At 69.8% G+C, this 17017-nt stretch carries 15 protein-coding genes; 8 read left to right on the top strand and 7 right to left on the bottom strand.

Translation table 11 applies throughout. The annotated features are described in order from the left end of the window. Window positions 1-16: 16 nt before the first annotated feature. The gene (locus QSK05_RS20360; RefSeq protein ID WP_285598847.1) at window positions 17-511 is read right to left on the bottom strand and encodes a MarR family winged helix-turn-helix transcriptional regulator; all 495 of its coding nucleotides are present in this window, start codon (window positions 509-511) and stop codon (window positions 17-19) included. A gap of 121 nt (window positions 512-632) precedes the next feature. Between QSK05_RS20360 and QSK05_RS20365 the strand changes: the two genes are divergently transcribed. Genes QSK05_RS20365 through QSK05_RS20375 form a run of 3 tightly spaced genes read left to right on the top strand, consistent with a single transcriptional unit; the run spans window position 633 to window position 3328 of the window. Beyond that, window positions 633-1901 carry an amidohydrolase family protein gene (locus tag QSK05_RS20365; RefSeq protein WP_285598848.1) on the top strand — a complete coding sequence of 423 codons (1269 nt, stop codon included), beginning with the start codon at window positions 633-635 and terminating at the stop codon, window positions 1899-1901. A gap of 46 nt (window positions 1902-1947) precedes the next feature. Next, on the top strand, window positions 1948-2805 hold the full coding sequence (locus tag QSK05_RS20370; RefSeq protein ID WP_285598849.1) for an MBL fold metallo-hydrolase: 858 nt from the start codon (window positions 1948-1950) through the stop codon (window positions 2803-2805). Between the two features lie 10 nt (window positions 2806-2815). After that, window positions 2816-3328 (top strand): MarR family winged helix-turn-helix transcriptional regulator, encoded by a 513-nt coding sequence (locus QSK05_RS20375; protein ID WP_285598850.1) that lies wholly within the window; start codon window positions 2816-2818, stop codon window positions 3326-3328. Window positions 3329-3392: 64 nt separating this feature from the next. Here QSK05_RS20375 and QSK05_RS20380 read toward each other — a convergent pair whose 3' ends face one another. The 3 genes from QSK05_RS20380 to QSK05_RS20390 form a co-directional block, all read right to left on the bottom strand. After that, complete coding sequence (locus tag QSK05_RS20380; RefSeq protein ID WP_285598851.1) at window positions 3393-4844, bottom strand: alpha/beta hydrolase; 1452 nt, start codon at window positions 4842-4844, stop codon at window positions 3393-3395. Window positions 4845-4927: 83 nt separating this feature from the next. Continuing rightward, on the bottom strand, window positions 4928-7540 hold the full coding sequence (gene mprF / locus QSK05_RS20385; RefSeq protein WP_285598852.1) for a bifunctional lysylphosphatidylglycerol flippase/synthetase MprF: 2613 nt from the start codon (window positions 7538-7540) through the stop codon (window positions 4928-4930). Between the two features lie 102 nt (window positions 7541-7642). Further along, entirely contained in the window at window positions 7643-8062 is a 420-nt protein-coding gene (locus QSK05_RS20390) for a response regulator (protein ID WP_285598853.1), read from the bottom strand. Window positions 8063-8540: 478 nt separating this feature from the next. On the opposite strand from QSK05_RS20390, the gene QSK05_RS20395 reads away from it, so the two are divergent. The 4 genes from QSK05_RS20395 (at window position 8541) to QSK05_RS20410 (ending at window position 14006) form a co-directional block, all read left to right on the top strand. Next, complete coding sequence (locus tag QSK05_RS20395) at window positions 8541-10340, top strand: P-loop NTPase family protein (RefSeq protein WP_285598854.1); 1800 nt, start codon at window positions 8541-8543, stop codon at window positions 10338-10340. Beyond that, on the top strand, window positions 10340-11935 hold the full coding sequence (locus tag QSK05_RS20400; protein WP_285598855.1) for a YfjP family GTPase: 1596 nt from the start codon (window positions 10340-10342) through the stop codon (window positions 11933-11935). The genes QSK05_RS20395 and QSK05_RS20400 overlap by 1 nt, the downstream gene beginning before the upstream one ends. A gap of 276 nt (window positions 11936-12211) precedes the next feature. Further along, complete coding sequence (locus QSK05_RS20405; protein ID WP_285598856.1) at window positions 12212-12790, top strand: phosphotransferase; 579 nt, start codon at window positions 12212-12214, stop codon at window positions 12788-12790. 133 nt (window positions 12791-12923) lie between these two features. Further along, window positions 12924-14006 carry a Gfo/Idh/MocA family protein gene (locus tag QSK05_RS20410; RefSeq protein ID WP_285598857.1) on the top strand — a complete coding sequence of 361 codons (1083 nt, stop codon included), beginning with the start codon at window positions 12924-12926 and terminating at the stop codon, window positions 14004-14006. 48 nt (window positions 14007-14054) lie between these two features. Here the strand turns inward: QSK05_RS20410 and QSK05_RS20415 are convergent, their stop codons facing one another. After that, window positions 14055-14702: a zinc-binding dehydrogenase gene (locus QSK05_RS20415; protein WP_285598858.1), complete on the bottom strand. Its 648-nt coding sequence runs from the start codon at window positions 14700-14702 to the stop codon at window positions 14055-14057. Here QSK05_RS20415 and QSK05_RS20420 point away from each other — a divergent pair. Continuing rightward, the gene (locus QSK05_RS20420) at window positions 14680-14961 is read left to right on the top strand and encodes a type 2 periplasmic-binding domain-containing protein (protein ID WP_285598859.1); all 282 of its coding nucleotides are present in this window, start codon (window positions 14680-14682) and stop codon (window positions 14959-14961) included. The two genes, QSK05_RS20415 and QSK05_RS20420, sit on opposite strands and share 23 nt — an antisense overlap. A gap of 41 nt (window positions 14962-15002) precedes the next feature. Here QSK05_RS20420 and QSK05_RS20425 read toward each other — a convergent pair whose 3' ends face one another. Both QSK05_RS20425 and QSK05_RS20430 read right to left on the bottom strand, forming a co-directional pair. Further along, a complete protein-coding gene (locus QSK05_RS20425; protein WP_285598860.1) occupies window positions 15003-16631 on the bottom strand; it encodes a GGDEF domain-containing protein in 1629 nt (542 codons plus the stop codon). Between the two features lie 145 nt (window positions 16632-16776). Next, window positions 16777-16938: a hypothetical protein gene (locus QSK05_RS20430; RefSeq protein ID WP_285598861.1), complete on the bottom strand. Its 162-nt coding sequence runs from the start codon at window positions 16936-16938 to the stop codon at window positions 16777-16779. Between the last annotated feature and the right edge of the window lie 79 nt (window positions 16939-17017).

Raw genomic sequence — 17017 nt, forward strand, 5'->3', positions numbered from 1 at the left:
CCCAGCGGGTGAAGGGCTACCGGGGCGTGGGGGCCCCATGGTCGTGGCGCCGGTTGGTCAGTGCGACGCTCGCATCGGCGTAGTCGATGAGTAGCTGGGCGAAGGTCAGCCGTTTGTTCTCCGGCCAATCGTGCGTGATCTTGAGGAAAGCCTGGCGATGCTGGCTGCGGAAGCGGTCGCGCAGTTTCACGCCTTCTTCTGACAGCTCGAGAACGGTGCGACGCCCGTCCAGCTGGGACGCTTTGCGCACGAGGTAGCCCTCATTGATGCACTCGGTGACCATCCGGCTGGCGACGGATGGGTCGACGGCGAGTTGTTCGGCAACCGCGCCCACGGTGATCTCTCCAGCCGCTTCGTCCACGATGTTGATCACCTGGTTGCGGGACAGGTCTTTGCGCGTCACCGGGGGGTCGACGTTGATGAGGTTGGTACGGCGGCGCAATCGGGCGAATGCGGCCCCCACCTCATCGAGCACCTGATCGCGGCTGTCGTCGCCCCTGCGTTCGTCCACCGTCCAAGTCTTCCGAGGATGTCTGCGGATTGCAACTACATGACTTTTGGCATGCATATGCTAGCTTGCACATGTGTCGGTCGAGGTCACCGGCGCATCGGTCGCGAGGGATGAGCGAACTATGACGACGGCAATGACCCATGTGCGGATCTTCGACGGGCACCAGGTGCTCGCCGCGACCACCGTGGTTCTCGAGGGCACACAGATTGCGGCAGTGGGTGGTGAACCGCCGGCGGGCGCCGAGGTGATCGATGCGGCCGGGGCGACCCTGCTGCCCGGCCTGATCGATGCGCACGTGCACACCAATGTCGAAAACTTGGCGCTGGCTCTGCAGTTCGGGGTCACGACGGAGCTGGAGATGCAGGGCACCAACACCCGGCACCACCGGGCGCACATCACCGAGGACGACACCGTCGCCGATGTGCGGTCGTCCGGGTTCGGGATCACCCCGCCCGGCGGACATCCCAGTGAGCTGTTCCCGGAGGGCTTTCGCCCGGGCCCACCTCCTGGGGCGACCCCACCGGCGGGAGCGCCCCGGCGGCAACGGCCGGTGATGCCCTTCTCCAGCACGCCGCAGGAAGCGGTGGGGTTCATTCCTCAACTGGTGGAGACCGGTTCGGACTACATCAAGTTCATGGTCGACGACGGCAGCGTGGAAGGGCACCCGGGTCTGCCCATGCTGGACCGGGAGACGCTGAACGCCGGCGTGGCGGCCGCGAGGGAGCACGGGATGCTCACCGTGGCTCACGCGCTGACCGTCGAAGCCACCGGCATGTCGATCGAGGCCGGTATCGACGGGCTGGTGCACCTGTTCATGGACCGGCCCCATACTCCGGCGATCATTGATCTCGTGGCCCGGTCAGGTGCCTTCGTCGTGCCCTGCGTCGTGCTCGACGCGTCGATGATGGGTGTCACCGGCGCATCGCTGGCCGATGATCCGCGGGTGGCCTCCCGGCTGTCCGACGACTGGATGGCGACCCTGCGCTCCAGCTTCCATCACTATCCGCAGGGCAAGCTCCAGGACGTTCTCGCCTCGGTCAAAGCGCTCCACGACGCCGGTGTCGACATCCTCGTCGGTACCGACGTGTCGATGGCCTTCCCGTTCCTGGGCGGCCTGGCCCACGGCGCCAGCGTGCATCACGAGCTGCAGTACCTCGTGCAGGCCGGGCTGACACCGATCGAGGCACTACGTGCTGCGACCAGCACTCCGGCACGGCGCTTCGGTCTTGACGATCGAGGTCGCATCAAGGCCGGAATGCGGGCCGATCTGCTGCTCGTGGACGGGGACCCGACCACCGCCATCAGCGACTCGCTCAATACCCGCGCCGTCTGGAGGCGCGGTGCGCGGGTGGCCCTGAACCGCGAGTGGTCAGCCGTGCGAGGCCACTAGCGATAATCATCTTGATTGGGATGATCCGAGGTCGTACGATTCTGGTGTGGCGACAACGACTCCCTCCTTCTGGTCCGGCCCTCTACCGACGGCGAACCCTCCGGCCGGGATGGCCCTGTACCAACTCCCGACGGGCACGTACACCACCCGTGCGGCCTTCGCGGTCACGGGTGGATCGTTCCTCGACAAGCGGTCTTTCGCGGCGACCGCCGTCCTGATCCATCACCCGCAGGGCGACCTGCTGATCGACGCAGGCTTCGGCGAGAACGTGGCCGCGCACATCGCCATGCTCGCCCGGATGGAGCGCGCGCCCTACGAACGGAGATCGACTGCCGCACAGCAACTCGAGGCCGCCGGCTACGACCAGGCCCGGCTTCGAGGCGTGCTCGTCACCCATGTGCACTGGGATCACGTCAGCGGCCTGGACTCCCTGCACGTACCGGTGTGGATCAACAAGGACGAACTCCGGTACGGCACCGAGGATTCACACGGTGCCGTCTTCCGTTCGGTGTCCCGGGGCCTGGACATCCATGAGTACACCTTCGACGCAATGCCCTACCTGGGCTTCCCCGCCAGCTTCGACGTCTACGGCGACGGTTCGGTCGTTGTCGCTCTCGCCGCGGGACACACGTCCGGGTCGGTGGTGGTATTGGTGACGCTGCCCTCCGGGTCGCGGTACGCATTCATCGGCGATCTCACCTGGCAGATGGACGGCATCACCCGTGGTGCCGAGCGCCCCTGGCTGATGCGTCGCCTGGCCGATGTCGACCCGGGCACCGTACGCCAGGGGCTCCGGCGCAGCATCGCGCTCAGTCGCGCCTTCCAGATCGTGCCCTCCCATGACGTCGGCGCCTACGACAGCATCCCGCCCCTGCCCACCCACTTCCCCGGAGAAGCCGGGTGAGAATGTAGTCATGGACGAAGCCCACGCCGTGAACGAGGCCGCACCGCAGCCGAGCCGAGGGGAGGCGCCGTATCCGCCTCTGGGGCCCGGACCGGATTCAGAACTCACGTGGCTGCTGCACCGCGCGGCGCAACGCATGCACGCCGTCACCGGCTCCGAAGCCGCCCGGCACGGCCTGACGCTGCGCGACCACATCGTCCTCAGTGCCCTGCACAAGACCGAGAACCTCACCCAGATCGAACTCGGCCAGGCACTCGGGGTCGACAAGACAACTCTCACCGCGGAAATCGATCGTCTCGTGAAAGCGGGCTACGTCACGCGGCTCGTCGACCCCCGCGACCGGAGGGCACGCATTCCCGTCATCACACCGGAAGGCGACTCCATTCGCGCGGCCGTCGCACAGCAGGCCGAGGACGCCGAAACCGCCGCAGTGCAGTCCTTGACCCCTGACCAGATCGCTTTGCTGCGCGAAGCCCTCTATCTCATCATCGGAACCACGGAAGATCCGGGGTCATGCATATGAGGTGGCCCGCCGTTGCCACCTCGGCTCAGCAGGCGGCCCGCCCGGGGCGTAGAGGCCTGTCCCGTCACTGATGTCGTGGCTGGGTCCGCTCACGGGACACGCCCCACGTCGCTGTTCGCAGGAGCGGGCGCAGGAGTGCCGCCGGTCCGCGTCGGGGCAGGGCGGCCAGGACGAGCAGGGGAGAGGGGGCGGAGGGGTTGCCCTGGGCGGACGTTCGGTGTGTGCGGGGCGGACGGAGGTCGTCGGCCCGTCCGTCGGCGAGTGCCCGGGCGATGTGGATGGCGGCCAGGTAGTGGCTGTCGAGGGCGCTGTGGCCCAGGTCGGCGATCGGGACGAGCACGGCGTGCGGGGCCAGGGCCACGATGCGCTCGGCGACGGGGCGAGGTGTGCGCAGGTCGCGTTCGCCGGTGATCACTACCAGGGGCTTGGTGAAGTGGGTCAGGTGCTCGCTCAGGTCGATCGGATCCCCGGTGAAACCCGGCCTGCGAGGGGCCAGGTCGGCCAGATGCAGCTGCGGGTCGAGCGGGGCGCCGTCGGGAGGCAGGCCGAACCCGAGGGTGGCGAAGGCGATGCCGCTGACCAGGTCGGGCTCCATGATGTGGGGTGTGCCCGCACCCTCGAGCCGGCCGGACCGGGCGATCAACCGGAACACCAGCCGGGCCCGGACCGCCCCTCGGGGCCGGCCTGCTTGCGGAGGCTGGGCAGCAGCCACAGGCTGCGTCGCAACCGCTGCGGACCGGGCGGGGTGAGCGGCCCGCAGGAGTCGTAGCAGCGCGTCCGGGCCGGCGAACTCGTACACCACCTCGACCACGCGGCTCAGCTGCGGCATCGGGACCCCGGCGGCGGCCGCGTTCCGTACGGCCGTGGGCAGGGCCGGCGGGGCTGAGGGGGCTGAGGCAGTTGAAAGAGTAGGCCGGGTCGGGCCGGGGTCGCCCCCGTCGCCCGGGCGAACCCGGTCCGGCCTCTCCCCGTGTCCGGCACCCTCCCGGGTGCCGGCGACGTCCTGGTGACCTGCGTCCTTCATGAGGGTTTCGTCGCCCCACCCCCACAGCAGCCGACGCCGGTACGCGCGCACGTCCGCGAGGTCGTCCTTCGCCGAGAGCAGCGGTGAGTCGAGCACCAGGGACGCGACCTGGTCCGGATGCCGAGCGGCGAAGACCTGCGCGAGGTAACTGCCGTACGAGCTGCCGTAGACGACCGCCTGCGGCACCGCGCAGGCCTGGAGCACGGCGGCCAGGTCGTCGGCGGCGGCCTCCACCGTGATCGCGGCGACCGGCAGGTCATGGCCGGTGTCGTCCCGGCGGGAGAGGCCGACCCCACGATGCTCGACCATGATCACGTCGAGGCCCTGTCGGGAGGCTGCGCGGCGCAGGGTCAGGTAGGGGATCACCGAGGCCAGGCCCGGGCCGCCGGGGACGAAGAGCACGGGTGTGCGCCCGCGGGGGCCGGTGCGGACGGCGAAGAGGGGAAAAGATCGACCGTGCAGAGTGTTCGGCAGGACCGGGCGATTCACCACGACGGCTCCCCGGCCGGCCGCATGGCGTGCCACCGCTGCCATCAGGCGTCGTTCGACGGCCACGAGGGGTGACTCGCGCAGGCTCACGCGGAGCGGCCGGGGTCAGCCTGGTCGGCACCCACCAGCACCTTCGGCGACGGGCGGGAAATGCCGGACGGGATCCGGTGCAGGTGCGGCACCATGCCCCGCAGGCCTCCGGCCACCAGCACCGCGACGTCGAGCATCACGACGGGCAGGGCCGGGCCACCGAACGAGGCGACGTAGCGGGTCTCCCAGCTGGGGTTGAAGCGTTCCTTGAACTGGCGCAGGCCCTGGAAGTTGTAGAAGTGCTCCCCGTGCGTCCACATCAGGTGCCCGGCCCGCTCCCAGAACGGCCCGTCGGTGCGCATCCCCGACAGCGGAGCCATCCCGATATTGAACGTGTCGTAGCCATTTTCCTGGGCCCACAGCATGGACTCGACGAACAGGTGGGTCATGACCGTGCGGGGCGCATCCAGCCGGCGGCGCATCAGGTCGACCTTGACCTCGTGCCGGGAGCCGCTGGTCCACAGAGAGGCGAAGGCGACCACCTCGTCCTCGGTTCGGGCCACCGCGACCGGGAACCGGGAGACGTAGTCCTCCTCGAACGCGCCCAGTGAGAATGATTTCTCGCGCGTATTGTGCTTGGCGAGCCACTGGTCGGAGACCTCCCGCAGCTGAGGCAGCACGGCCCGCAGGGCCTCACCCTCGAGGATCTCGATGCTCACGCCGGCCTTGGTGCTGGCCCGGCACTCGCTGCGCAGCTTGGAATTTTTCGATCCGGTCAGGGTGAAGTCGGGCAGACCGATCATGGCCTCCTCGCCGAGCTTGTTCAGCAGCAGCCCGTGCGAGCGGTACAGATCGACCAGATCGTCACGCACGCAATAGAAGACGGGTCGGCCGGCGCGACTGTTGACCAGGTCGAGGAAGCGCCAGATCAGGTCGTCGAACTCGTCCTCGGCTCCGACCGGGTCGCCCATGACGACCCAGCTACGGCCCTCGACCCGGAACATCAGCAGGGCGTTCCCCGCCTCGGAGAACAGGATTCGCTTGTCGCCGGTCCAGATCAGGCAGGCGTTGCCGTGACTGGAGTGTTCCATCACGGGAACGGCCCGTTCCAGATCCTGCGCGGAGGCGATCAGCGGGCCCGGGCCGGGTCGCTGCAGGCGGATGGCGACCGCGATGAGCACGAGGACGCCCGCGGTCAGTACCAGCCGGGTGGAGGAGGAGCCATCTCCGGTCACGATGGCCGGTATGGTGCGGTCGCCGAGGCTCTCGGACAGCGAGGCGTCGTGCCACCACACCAGCGCCGTCGCGATCCCGGTGACGGCCAGTGGCCAGGCCCAGCCCCGAGGGTCGCTCAGCAGCGACGTGGTGCGCCGGAACACCCGGCGGGCCAGCACCAGCAACATCGTCAGGACGACGGCGGCCACGGCCAGCCGGGTGCGGTGGGTCGCCGCGAACACCAGCAGGGCGATGATGGTCAGTCCCCAGGCCCCCTGGAGCCGGCGGTGCAGACCCCGTGCCAGCACCAGCACGCCGACGCCGCCCAGGCTGGTCACGAACGTGCTCAGCGAACTGCCCGAGGCCCCCGGCACCTGACCGGTGATGATCATCAGCGCGCCGAACACGATCAGCAGCAGCGCCATGACCGAGGGGGTCAGGATGTCGGCGACGCGCACCAGGGTGTGGGTGCGGTCGGAGTCACGGCGGGCCTCGAGCACGGCCAGCACGACGGCGGCCAGACCGAGCGGCAGCAGGTAATAGATCAGGCGGTAGGCCACCAGCGCGGTGACCAGACCGGTGGACGACGTACTGTCGGAGCTGTCGGTCAGGGCCAGTACCAGCACGGCCTCGACGACCCCCAGGCCGCCCGGCACGTTGCTGAGCAGGCCCAGGGTGGTCGCGAGCACGAACAGCACCGCGAACGGGAAGAAGCCCAGGCCGTGCCCGGCGGGCAGCAGCACGAACAGCACCACGGCCATGGTCAGCCACTCGATCACCGACACGGCCAGCTGGGTGAGTGCCATCGTGCGGGTGGGCCGGTCCAGGCGCCAGCTGCGGATGGTGACGGGCTGCTTGCCGCGCCCGCACCAGGCCAGGTAGGCCAGCACGCCCGCGGTGAGCGCGGCGGCCAGCAGCTGCGCGACCGGTCGGCCGAACGGCAGCCAGTCCAGCACCAGCGCCGGCGCCCAGCCCAGGCCCACGGCCACCAGGGCCGAGCTGCCCAGGCTGAGCGTGATCAGGTTGAAGGCGGCGACCCGGGTGATCGCGAAGGCGGGCAGGCCCCAGGCCGAGTACAGCCGGGCGCGTAGAGCGGCCCCGACGATGGCCGAGGCCCCCAGGGTGTTGCCGAAGGCGGTGGCGACGAACGAGGCGGCCGCGTAGCGCCGGGGCGGCATCGCGTGCTCGACGTAGGTCAGGGCCATCGCGTCGTAGCAGACCATGATCGCGTACGAGGCGGACGTGGCCAGCACGGCCAGGAGCACCGGGCCGGCGCCGATGGCGCCCAGATCGTCGCTCAGGCGGTGCCAGGGATATCCGGACAGACGTTCCTGGAGGACGACCACGGCGGCCAGGGCGGCACCGAGCACGATCAGCTGGGCGATCCACCGGCCCCGGACACCGGAGCGGCGTTCGGTGGGGTCGCTCGTCTCTGGATCACGGTTATCTGCCATCGCCCGGTGTCATCGTCCGTGGCTGCCGGTCGCTTGAGAGTGAACCTGAGCCTCCGGCCGCGTTGTTGCCGGCGCTTCGGGGAAGAGCCCTGAGGGGCCGTTTCAGGCAGCGCCTTTCACCGGTGGTTCCGGCACCCGGGTGACCTTCGGGGCAGCAGCGAACAGCTCGTCCGGGCTCTGTGCTCCGGCATCGGTGGCGGCCCAGGAGTTGCTGAGCCAGGTGGCGCCGAGTGCGTGCAGGCCGCGCAGGAGTTCCTGGCTGGTGCGAGGGCGGGGAGCAGTGTGGTCAGGAAGGGGTTCCTGGCCACTGAGCACGATCTCGGGGGAGGTCTGGGCCGTGATGGTGCTCAGCATCTTCACCGGTAGGTCACGGGTCGCGGGGTCGGCCCGCACATGGATCAGGAAATCGAACCCGTTCATCTCGCGGGTCCTCAGATCCAGGAGAATCATGGTCGGCTGCAACGGAGGCTGATCTTCCTGTCCTTGCAGCAACTGCAGGGCCTGGGTGCCGTCCGCGGCCACCTTCACATTGCACCGCGCAGCCGGTGTCAGAGCGCACGCCGCGTTCGTTCCGTCCCGGACCCCTGAGTCGTGTGGGCTGTCGCTCACGAGAAGGATGACCGGGAGGGGTTCTTGATCTGCGCGATGGTGCATCAGGTGTCCTTCGCGGTCCGGCGGCGGTGGTGGTCTGTGGATTCCGGCACGACGTCTCGCCGGGCTCCGGCGCCGGTCGGGAGCCCGCAGCGCCCGGTTCCGGCGTGCAGCAATGTGGCGAGCTAGGTCCCAGCGGGGAGAGACCTCATACCGTGCACAGCTTTTGGTCTGTGGCCCTACTGTCACAGACCCGGTCCGGACCGCACGCTGAGATGTCGAGGTGGGGGTCTTCGCAGCCTGGGGGGATCCACCTGGTCCACCGGGCGCCACGGCCGGCCGGTATCGGTGTCGGCGCAGGTTGACGGCTGCAGTGGTGCAATCAGGGCGGCCGCTCATGATGAGCACCATGACCGTCCCCTCCCTGGCCGAGGCGCTGGAAGCGCTGCGTCCGCGCATCAGTGGCCTCCGGCTGGACCTGCCCGTCGTCGGGGCCGATCACGCCCGGCAGGCGCAGACCGAGCTCGTGGGTCAGGTGGACGACTACCTCCTGCCCCGCCTGCGGCAGCTGGACGCTCCGCTCCTGGCCGTGGTCGGGGGTTCCACCGGAGCGGGAAAGTCCACCCTGGTCAACACCTTGATCGGCGACAACGTCACCAAGGCGGGATGGCTGCGCCCGACCACCCGCGGACCGGTGCTGGTGTGCAGCCCGCAAGACCTGAACTGGTTCAGCGAAGACCGGATCCTGCCGGAGCTGGCCCGCACCAGCGGCGACGGTAGCCAGGGCGGCGGGCGCAGTCTGCACGTGGTCGCCCACGCCGGCGTGCCGGCCGGTCTGGCTCTGCTGGATGCCCCCGACATCGATTCGGTGGTGGCCGAGAACCGCCAGCTGGCCGGACAGCTCCTGGCCGCCGCCGACCTGTGGATCTTCTGCACCACCGCCGCCCGGTACGCCGATGCCGTGCCCTGGGAACTGCTGCACACCGCGCAGCAGCGCAGCACCGCGCTGGCGGTGGTGATCAACCGGGTGCCCCCGGAGGGTCTGCGCGAGATCAGCTCCCACCTGGCGGCCATGCTCGACCAGAACGGCCTGGCCCGGGCGACCCTGTTCGCCATTCCCGAGACGGGTCTGCACGGCGCCGACGACCGGCTGCCGGAGGACATCGTGGCACCGCTGCGGGCGTGGCTGGATCGTCTCGCGGGCGACGCCGACGCCCGGGCCGAGGTCATCCGGACCACCCTGGACGGTGCTCTGCAGAGCCTGCGCGCGCGGGTCTCGTCCCTGGCCCGGGAGGTCGACGAGCAACTGGCGGCGGCCGCGTTGCTGCGCGATGCGGCCGAGGGCTTCTATGCCGACGCGGTGCGCGAGTTCGACGACGGCATCCGCAGCGGCAGTGTGCTGCGGGGCGAGGTCCTGAGCCGCTGGCAGGAATTCGTCGGGACCGGGCAGCTGACCCGCGACCTGGAACAGCGCGTGGGGCGCCTGCGCGACCGGGTCACCGCCTTCCTCACCGGTCGGCGCGCGCCGACCGCGCCCGTGCAGGAGGCCCTGGAGAGCAGCGTGCAGACGCTGCTGCGTTCGGCCGCCGAGCGCGCAGCCGAGCGCACCGTCGATGCCTGGCGCGAAAGCCCTTCGGGGCGGGCCCTGCTGGCTGATCACGCACCGGCCCTCGGGCATACCTCCGGCGAGTTCGAAGCCGCCCTGGAGCACGAGATCCGGGCCTGGCAGGGCCGTGTTCTGGACCTCGTGGCCGCCGAGGGCGGGCAGAAACGCTCCATGGCCCGGCTGGCCTCCTTCGGCACCAACGGCGCGGGGCTGGTGCTCATGCTGGCCGTGTTCGCCCAGACCGGGGGACTGAGCGGGATCGAGTTCCTGGTCGCCGGGGGCACGTCGGCGGCCGGTCAGAAGGTGCTCGAGGCCGTGTTCGGTGACAGCGCCGTGCGCACGCTCGCCGCCCGGGCCCGCGCCGACCTTCTTGAGCGGGTGGAGTTTCTGCTGGCGAGCGAACAGCAGCGGTTCGTGGACGTGGTGGACGGCGCCGCACCCGACCTGGACTCCGCGCTGGGGTTGCGTACAGATCTGGAGACCTTCGAGAAGGCGCGCCGATCCATGCGGTCACTGACGCGCCCGGGCGCGTCAGTGACCGTCGAACCTGGCTCTTCGCCGATCGCGGCCACCCTTCCCCTGAGCACCCGGGGAAGGATCTGATGCTGCTCACCGGACGGCGTACCGGAATCGCCGAGCGGCTCGAGGCCCTGCAGGAGGTGATCACGCTCTCGCACGAGCGCCTCGATCCGGACCTGATGACCGGAGCCGAGCAGATCGCGGCCAAGGCCGGTGACCGGCTGCGGTTCGGCGAGGCACACACGGTGGTCGCGCTGGCCGGGGCCACCGGTAGCGGCAAGTCCTCGCTGTTCAACGCGCTCGTGGGCGAACCCCTTTCGCAGGTCGGGATACGCCGCCCGACCACCGCGGCGGCGCACGCGGCGGTCTGGGGCCAGGACGACGCGACGTTGTTGCTGGACTGGCTGGAGGTGCCCCGCCGCCATGTGCTGGGCGCGCAGACCGATGCCGAGCTCGAGGGTTTGGTCCTGCTGGACCTTCCCGACGTCGATTCGGTGCAGCGCGGTAACCGTCTGGAGGCCGAGAGGCTGGTCGAGCGGGTGGACCTGCTGGTCTGGGTCCTCGATCCGCAGAAGTACGCCGATGCCGCTGTGCACGAGCGGTACCTGGCGCCGCTGGCCGCGCACGCAGACATCATGCTCGTCGTCCTGAACCAGATCGACCGCCTCCCACCGGAGGCCGGCGCCGGGTGTCTGGACGACCTGAGAGCCCTTCTCAAGTCGGAAGGGCTGGCCGCAGCGACGGTGCTGCCCGCTTCGGCTCTCACCGGTGAAGGCATCCAGGCCCTCCGAGCCGTCCTGGCCCGTCATGTTTCCGCCCAACAGGCTGCCGTGCAGCGGCTCTCGGCTGACCTGGCGGCGATGGCCGAACGTCTTGACGACATCTGCGCCGGCGCGACGAACCAGGCCGTGACGGCCGCCGACCGCGCCTCACTCACCGACGCGCTGAGCGCGGCAGCCGGTGCGGAGGCGGTGAGCGAGGCCGTGGCCGGGGCCTACCGATTGCGGGCCCGGCGCGCCACCGGCTGGCCGGTGACCGCCTGGACCTCACGCCTGCGTCTGGACCCGGCCCGCCGCCTGAGGCTGCGCGACGAACCCTCAGAACTGGTGCGCACCTCGTTGCCGGGGCCCTCGGCCCTGCAACGCGCTCACGTGGACAATGCGCTGCGGCGGATCAGTGATCGCGCTGCGTCCGGGCTGCCGCAGCCGTGGCCGCAGGCGATCCGCCGGGCCGCCACCAGTTCCCAGGACCAGATGCCCGACCTGCTCGATCGGGCGGTGGCGGGCACCGACCTCGGCCTGGGCCGGCGTCCGCACTGGTGGCGGGTGACCGGAACTGTGCAATGGCTGCTCCTGGCCGCAGCGGTCACCGGGCTCGTCTGGCTGGGAATGCTGTTCGTCGTGGCCTGGCTGCAACTGCCGCAGCCGCCGCTACCGCGCTGGGAGCGGATCCCGGTGCCGACCCTTCTGCTGGTGCTCGGGCTGGTGAGCGGATTCTTCCTGGCCCAGGTCGGCGGGATCTTCGCCCGCACCGGAGCCCGCCGGCGAGCCCGGCAAGCGCGCCGCCGGCTCGAGGGCCGGATCAGCCAGCTCGCTGCCGACGTCGTCCTGCGGCCGGTGGAGGAGGAACTGTCCGCGCATCGTCAGCTGTGCTCGGCGCTGGCCCGGATGCGTGACTGACGCGGACCCGGCGCAGGACCCGGCGCTGCTGCGGACGTTGGAGGCTGCGGGCCTGCCGGCCACGGGGCGCTTTCATCTCAAGGCTGGGTGGGTGAGTCGCGCGTGGGTCGGTGAGGGTGGCCGACGGCGGACCCGGCCACGCGCCGGGCGATGATCGAAAGCCTCGGAACGGCGTTGCGCGCTCTTCACCGCATACGGGTCCCGGCCGATCTGCTGCCGCCCTGGCTGGCGGGCGCGCTCGGTGGCGGGCCGTAGCCTGCGTTCCACGCGCCCGTCGTGAGGGCCACGCTGCAGCAGGTCGAGGCTGCCGGTCGACGGCCCGGTCACGACCCGCGTCTGCTCGCGGAGGTTGCCGGTTGGGTCCAGGAGCGGCTGGCGTTGTTCGCCGCTGACGAGCTGGTCCTGGTGCATGGTGATCTTCATGGATCCAACGTGATCGTCGACCAAGGGCGTGTCACCGGGATCGTCGACTTCGCGGAGGCATTGGCCCAGCCGGTCGATGCCGAGCTCGACACGCTCCTGCGCTGGTGTGCCAGGGCGCGGGAGTACCCACCCACACCCCACGAAACTGGCCTCGATGAAAGGACACTCGCAGACGTTCCCGGGTGGCTGCGCGGCGCGTATCCGGAGTTGTTCGAGCGCGAGCATCTGCGCGAGCGGTTGAACTTCTACGACATGTCCGTCGAGCTCGCGCTCTACGCACACCATCCCCAGGCCGAGGCGCGCGAGGCGGCGCAGCACCGCATCACTGGTCTCTGGCCGGTCGTCACCATCTGGATGGGCTCACCTGGTAGGTCGTACATCGTTCCGCCTGTTACCCCGATGGGGCTGGACGAGCGCTCGTCGTACCGCTGACCGGTTGCCGTGGCACCGAACGCATCGCGTTGTACGGTGACCGGTCAGGGGCTGGTGGCTCGGTCCTTCCGGTTCCTTGCGGACCTCATGGAACGGGCCACCTGTACCGGGTACTGATCCGAAGGGAAACACGGTGAGCGAGTCCAGGCACGAACCCGTACGGTGCGGCGTGGTCGGCACGGGATGGCGGGCAGGCTTCTTCGTCCGTCTGGCCCGGCTCGTGCCCGAGGTCCTGGAGGTCGCGGGTGTGGTGTCCCGGGATCCGCAGCGGGCGCGTGAACTGGGCTGGGGTGTTCCCGTCTTCGCGACGGTGGAGGAACTCCTTGCCGTGACCGATCCGGCTTTCGTGATCAGCTCGGTCACCTGGCAGGCCAATCCGGCAGTCGTCGAGCAGCTGGTCGAGGCCGGTGTCGCCGTCCTCAGTGAGACCCCGCCGGCGCCGGATCTAGCAGCACTGAAAGATCTTTGGGGACGCGTGGGGGAGAGCGGGCTGGTCCAGGTCGCGGAACAGTACCCGTTGATGCCCATGCATGCCGCTCGCCTGGAGGCCACGCGCCGGGGACTGATCGGCACACCGTCGTCCGTGCATGTCTCGTCCACCCATCAGTACCACGCCATCGCTCTGCTGCGCGGGTTCCTCGGCGTCGGCCTCAGCGACGTTCAGGTCCGTGCCTCCACGTCGACGGCCGAACTGCTCGACCCGATGACGCGCGCGGGCCTGAGGGACGACATGGGGCCGCACGCCGCGACCACCACCATCGCCACGCTCGACTTCGGGCCGGGCCGGTCGGGGCTGTACGACTTCACCGACAACCAATGGCACAACCGGTTGCGGGCGCGCCGGCTGCTGGTGCGTGGAAGTCACGGCGAGATCAACGACGAGAGCGTGATTCGTTGGGACGGGCGCGTGCTGACGTCGCCCCTACTGCGCCACCAGAGCGGCTACGACCTCGACCTCGAGGGCTACGACAGCGAGTACATCGCCCTGGACGCGCACATTCTGTGGACCAATCCGTTCATCGGGCTACGGCTACCGGACGAGGAGATCGCGATCCTCACCCAGATGGTGGCGATGGCTGCCTGGACACAGGGCGATGGTCCCGCGCCGTATCCGCTGGCACAGGCCAGCCACGATCACGCCATCGCCCTGGCGGTGGAGCGGGCGGCAGCCGACGGCGGGACGGTCGAGGTTCGCGACCTGCCCTGGTCGCCCTGACCAGGGCAGGTCGATGTCAGAGCAGGTCGACGCGCGACGGTGGATTCGTCAGTCCATCACGATGACGGTCCGCCCGGCCGCGTGCCCGGCTTCCACCACGGCCTGGGCCGCTCCGGCATCGGCGAGCCCGAAGCTCCTCCCGACGGGAAGCCGTAGGGCGCCGATCTCGAAAAAACTTACTGCCTGGACGAATGCGTTCACCGGATCACGCATCCGGCCAGAGGCCCGCACACCGTGGCGGGCCGCACCGGCGAAGTCCGCGATCGCCAGCACAGCATCGGCTCTCCCGGTGAGTTCGACCAGCTCGGGCAGGACGCCGTTGCCGGCCAGATCGGCCGCCAGATCGATGCCCCCGGGGGCCAGACGGCGGACCCGCTCCTGAAAACCGTTGCCGTACGTGGTGGCCTCGGCTCCGAATGAGCGCAGGTGGTCCTGGTTGCCTGCGCCGGCCAGCCCGATGACTCGTAGCCCACGGTGGAGGGCGATCTGGATCAGGACCGTTCCCACGCCACCGGATGCACCGTTGATGAGGATGCTCTGCCCGGGTCGGGCGTTCAGATCCTCCAGAATGCGGTCGGCCGTCTCCACCGGGATGGGAAATCCGGCGGCCTCGGCGAACGAGAGACCGGACGGCTTGGCCGCCCGGGCCGTCATCACGGCCTGCTCGGCGTACGTGTCCTGGCCGAAACCGAACACCGGATCGCACTCGCGGATCTTCAGTCTGGTCGAGGTGGGCAGCGCGGTCTGGTTCCTTCCCGTCTGGCTGGCCGAACGCTTTGCCCGGCCCGGTATCGCTTACCGTCCGGTGGAAGAGCTGGAGCCGGCCACCCTGACGCTCGCCTGGCCGGCCGCCTCACGCTCCACCGCCGTGGCTGCCTTCGTGCGGACCGTCCAGCACATCGCCCGGGACGCAGCGCCGTACGACAACCGGTTGCCCATGACCCATCGGGCGTGACCCTGGCCTCTGAACGCCGACGATTCTCGCCGACCGCTTCCTCAGGGGCCGACGACCCGGTTGCGACCGAGTGCCTTGGCCTGGAGCAGGCGGTGATCGGTCAGCGCCAGCAGTTCGATACTGGTGTCCGCCTCGGTGCCCAGGGCCACCCCGAAGCTGGCCGTGACCTTCAACCCGGGAGACAGGGCCGCCCATCCATGGTTCTGCACGGCGGCCCGCACCCGCTCGGCCGTGGCCAGTGCCCCGTCGAGCGGGATGTCCGGCATGACCAAGGCGAATTCCTCGCCCCCGAAACGTGCGGGCGTATCGCCGTCGCGGCAGTTGGCACGCAGCAGATTGCCCAGTTCGCGCAGGACCGCGTCTCCCACCAGGTGCGTGTGCGTGTCGTTGACGTGTTTGAAGTGGTCGACATCGAGCAGGATCAGTGAGCACGACCGCAGGTCGGCGGCCAGCAACTGGTCCAGTCGGCGGCGGTTGGGCAGACCGGTCAACGGGTCTTCGAGGGCCTGGCGGCGCAGGTCCTCGGAGTGGCGGTTGAGGTCTTCGTTCGTGCGCTGAAGGTCGGAGGTCTGCATCCGGAGCATCGCGGCCTGGGCCTGCGCCTGGACGGTCTCCAGCCGCACGGCGGCCACGCTCGCGGCGCGCTGGGCCTGTTCGGAGATCTGCTCGGTGACCAGAACGAACAGGCGCTTGTGGGCGTCCAGGGCACCGCGCAGATCACCCAGTTCCTCCAGGGCCATGGCCAGCGATCGGGAGGCGGAGATCTCGTACTGCCGGGTGGGCGCCTCGGCGACCCCCAGCGCCATCAGGTCGGCCGCCTCGCGAAAACGTCCCAACCCGACGAGGACGGCCCCTCGGGCCTCCCGGTGGTGCGCGATCATGTTCCCGGTGTCGAGGGCGGGGTCGACCGTCCAGCTGTCGAGCAGCTCCAGTCCCTCCTCGGGCCGGCCGATGTCCGACAGCATCTCGGCGAGGTTGCCCAGACTGGTGTTCTCGTTCAGTCGGTTGCCCGACTCGCGGGACGTCAGCATGGCCGTCCTGGACAACGAGACGCTCTGCTCGCCCCAGGCCCGGGCCCGCTCGGTCTCGCCCCGGTCGGTCGCGTCGGCGGACATCGCGGCGTAGACGTAGGCGACGGTGGCCAGGGCAACGCATTCGTCTGCCGGGTGCCCCAGTAAATGGGCTTTTTCGCAGTATTTTTCGCCGAACTCCAGAGCGGTGTCCCATTGGCGCAGGGCGGCGTAGATGTTGGTCATGGCCCGCAGGGCCGACACGCTCGCGGTCAGATCCCCGCTCGATTCGGCGGCCTTGGTCGCGGCCAGGCCTTCTTCCAGGGCCGGGGCCATCTCGCCGATGTCCAGGAAGATCCGGGCCGCCACCTCGTGGGCCTGGGCGGCCGAGGCCAGGTCGTCCACCTCCTCGCACAGGTTGATCGCCCTCAGCGCCTGGGTCAGGGCGTCGGCCATCTCGTTGCGCAGATGTAAGACCCGGGCCACCATGGCGACGGCCCGGGCTCGCATCAGCTGGTCGCCTACGGCCTCGGCCAGTGTCTCGGCCTGCCGGGCCCGGGCCTGCGCGTTGTCCAGGTCGGAGCCGAGCATGGCCGAGCGCGCCGCGACCAGCAGGGTGGCCGGCGACGATCGCTCCGGTACAGGTGGTGAGATGGGCACGGTCCCGGCGCCTCCGATCAGGGCTCGGGATGTTCTCGGCAGCTCGCTCGAGAGACTTGAACCCGGTCATCCTGGCGCGGACGGTGGATCGCGGTCCATCCGGTGCCCGGCGCGGCCGGAGAGCAACCACGCCGGGAACGGATGGTCAGGCGGTCAGGCCTGGCTGCTGTTCGGCGCCGTAGGCGCCGTACTCGTTGATGTCCAGGCCGGAGACGGTCAGGCCGCGGGCACTCAGAGCGCTTCGGGCGTTGGCGGCGTCCACGGCCGGGTCACCGGGAAGGGCATGCCAGCTGAGGATATTGGGCACCACGTTGTTGGTCTTTTGCGCTGTACGGTGTGGAACTATCTGCAAAAAGGGCACTCTCGTCGTACCGAATCGGTTCGCG

The sequence above is a fragment of the Kineosporia sp. NBRC 101731 genome, assembly GCF_030269305.1.
Lineage (GTDB): Bacteria > Actinomycetota > Actinomycetes > Actinomycetales > Kineosporiaceae > Kineosporia.

Coding starts and splice junctions, on each gene's coding strand:
- QSK05_RS20365 (WP_285598848.1), top strand. CDS start 633: ATGACGACGGCAATGACCCATGTGCGGATCTTCGACGGGCACCAGGTG.
- QSK05_RS20375 (WP_285598850.1), top strand. CDS start 2,816: ATGGACGAAGCCCACGCCGTGAACGAGGCCGCACCGCAGCCGAGCCGA.
- mprF (WP_285598852.1), bottom strand. CDS start 7,540: ATGGCAGATAACCGTGATCCAGAGACGAGCGACCCCACCGAACGCCGC.
- QSK05_RS20395 (WP_285598854.1), top strand. CDS start 8,541: ATGACCGTCCCCTCCCTGGCCGAGGCGCTGGAAGCGCTGCGTCCGCGC.
- QSK05_RS20400 (WP_285598855.1), top strand. CDS start 10,340: ATGCTGCTCACCGGACGGCGTACCGGAATCGCCGAGCGGCTCGAGGCC.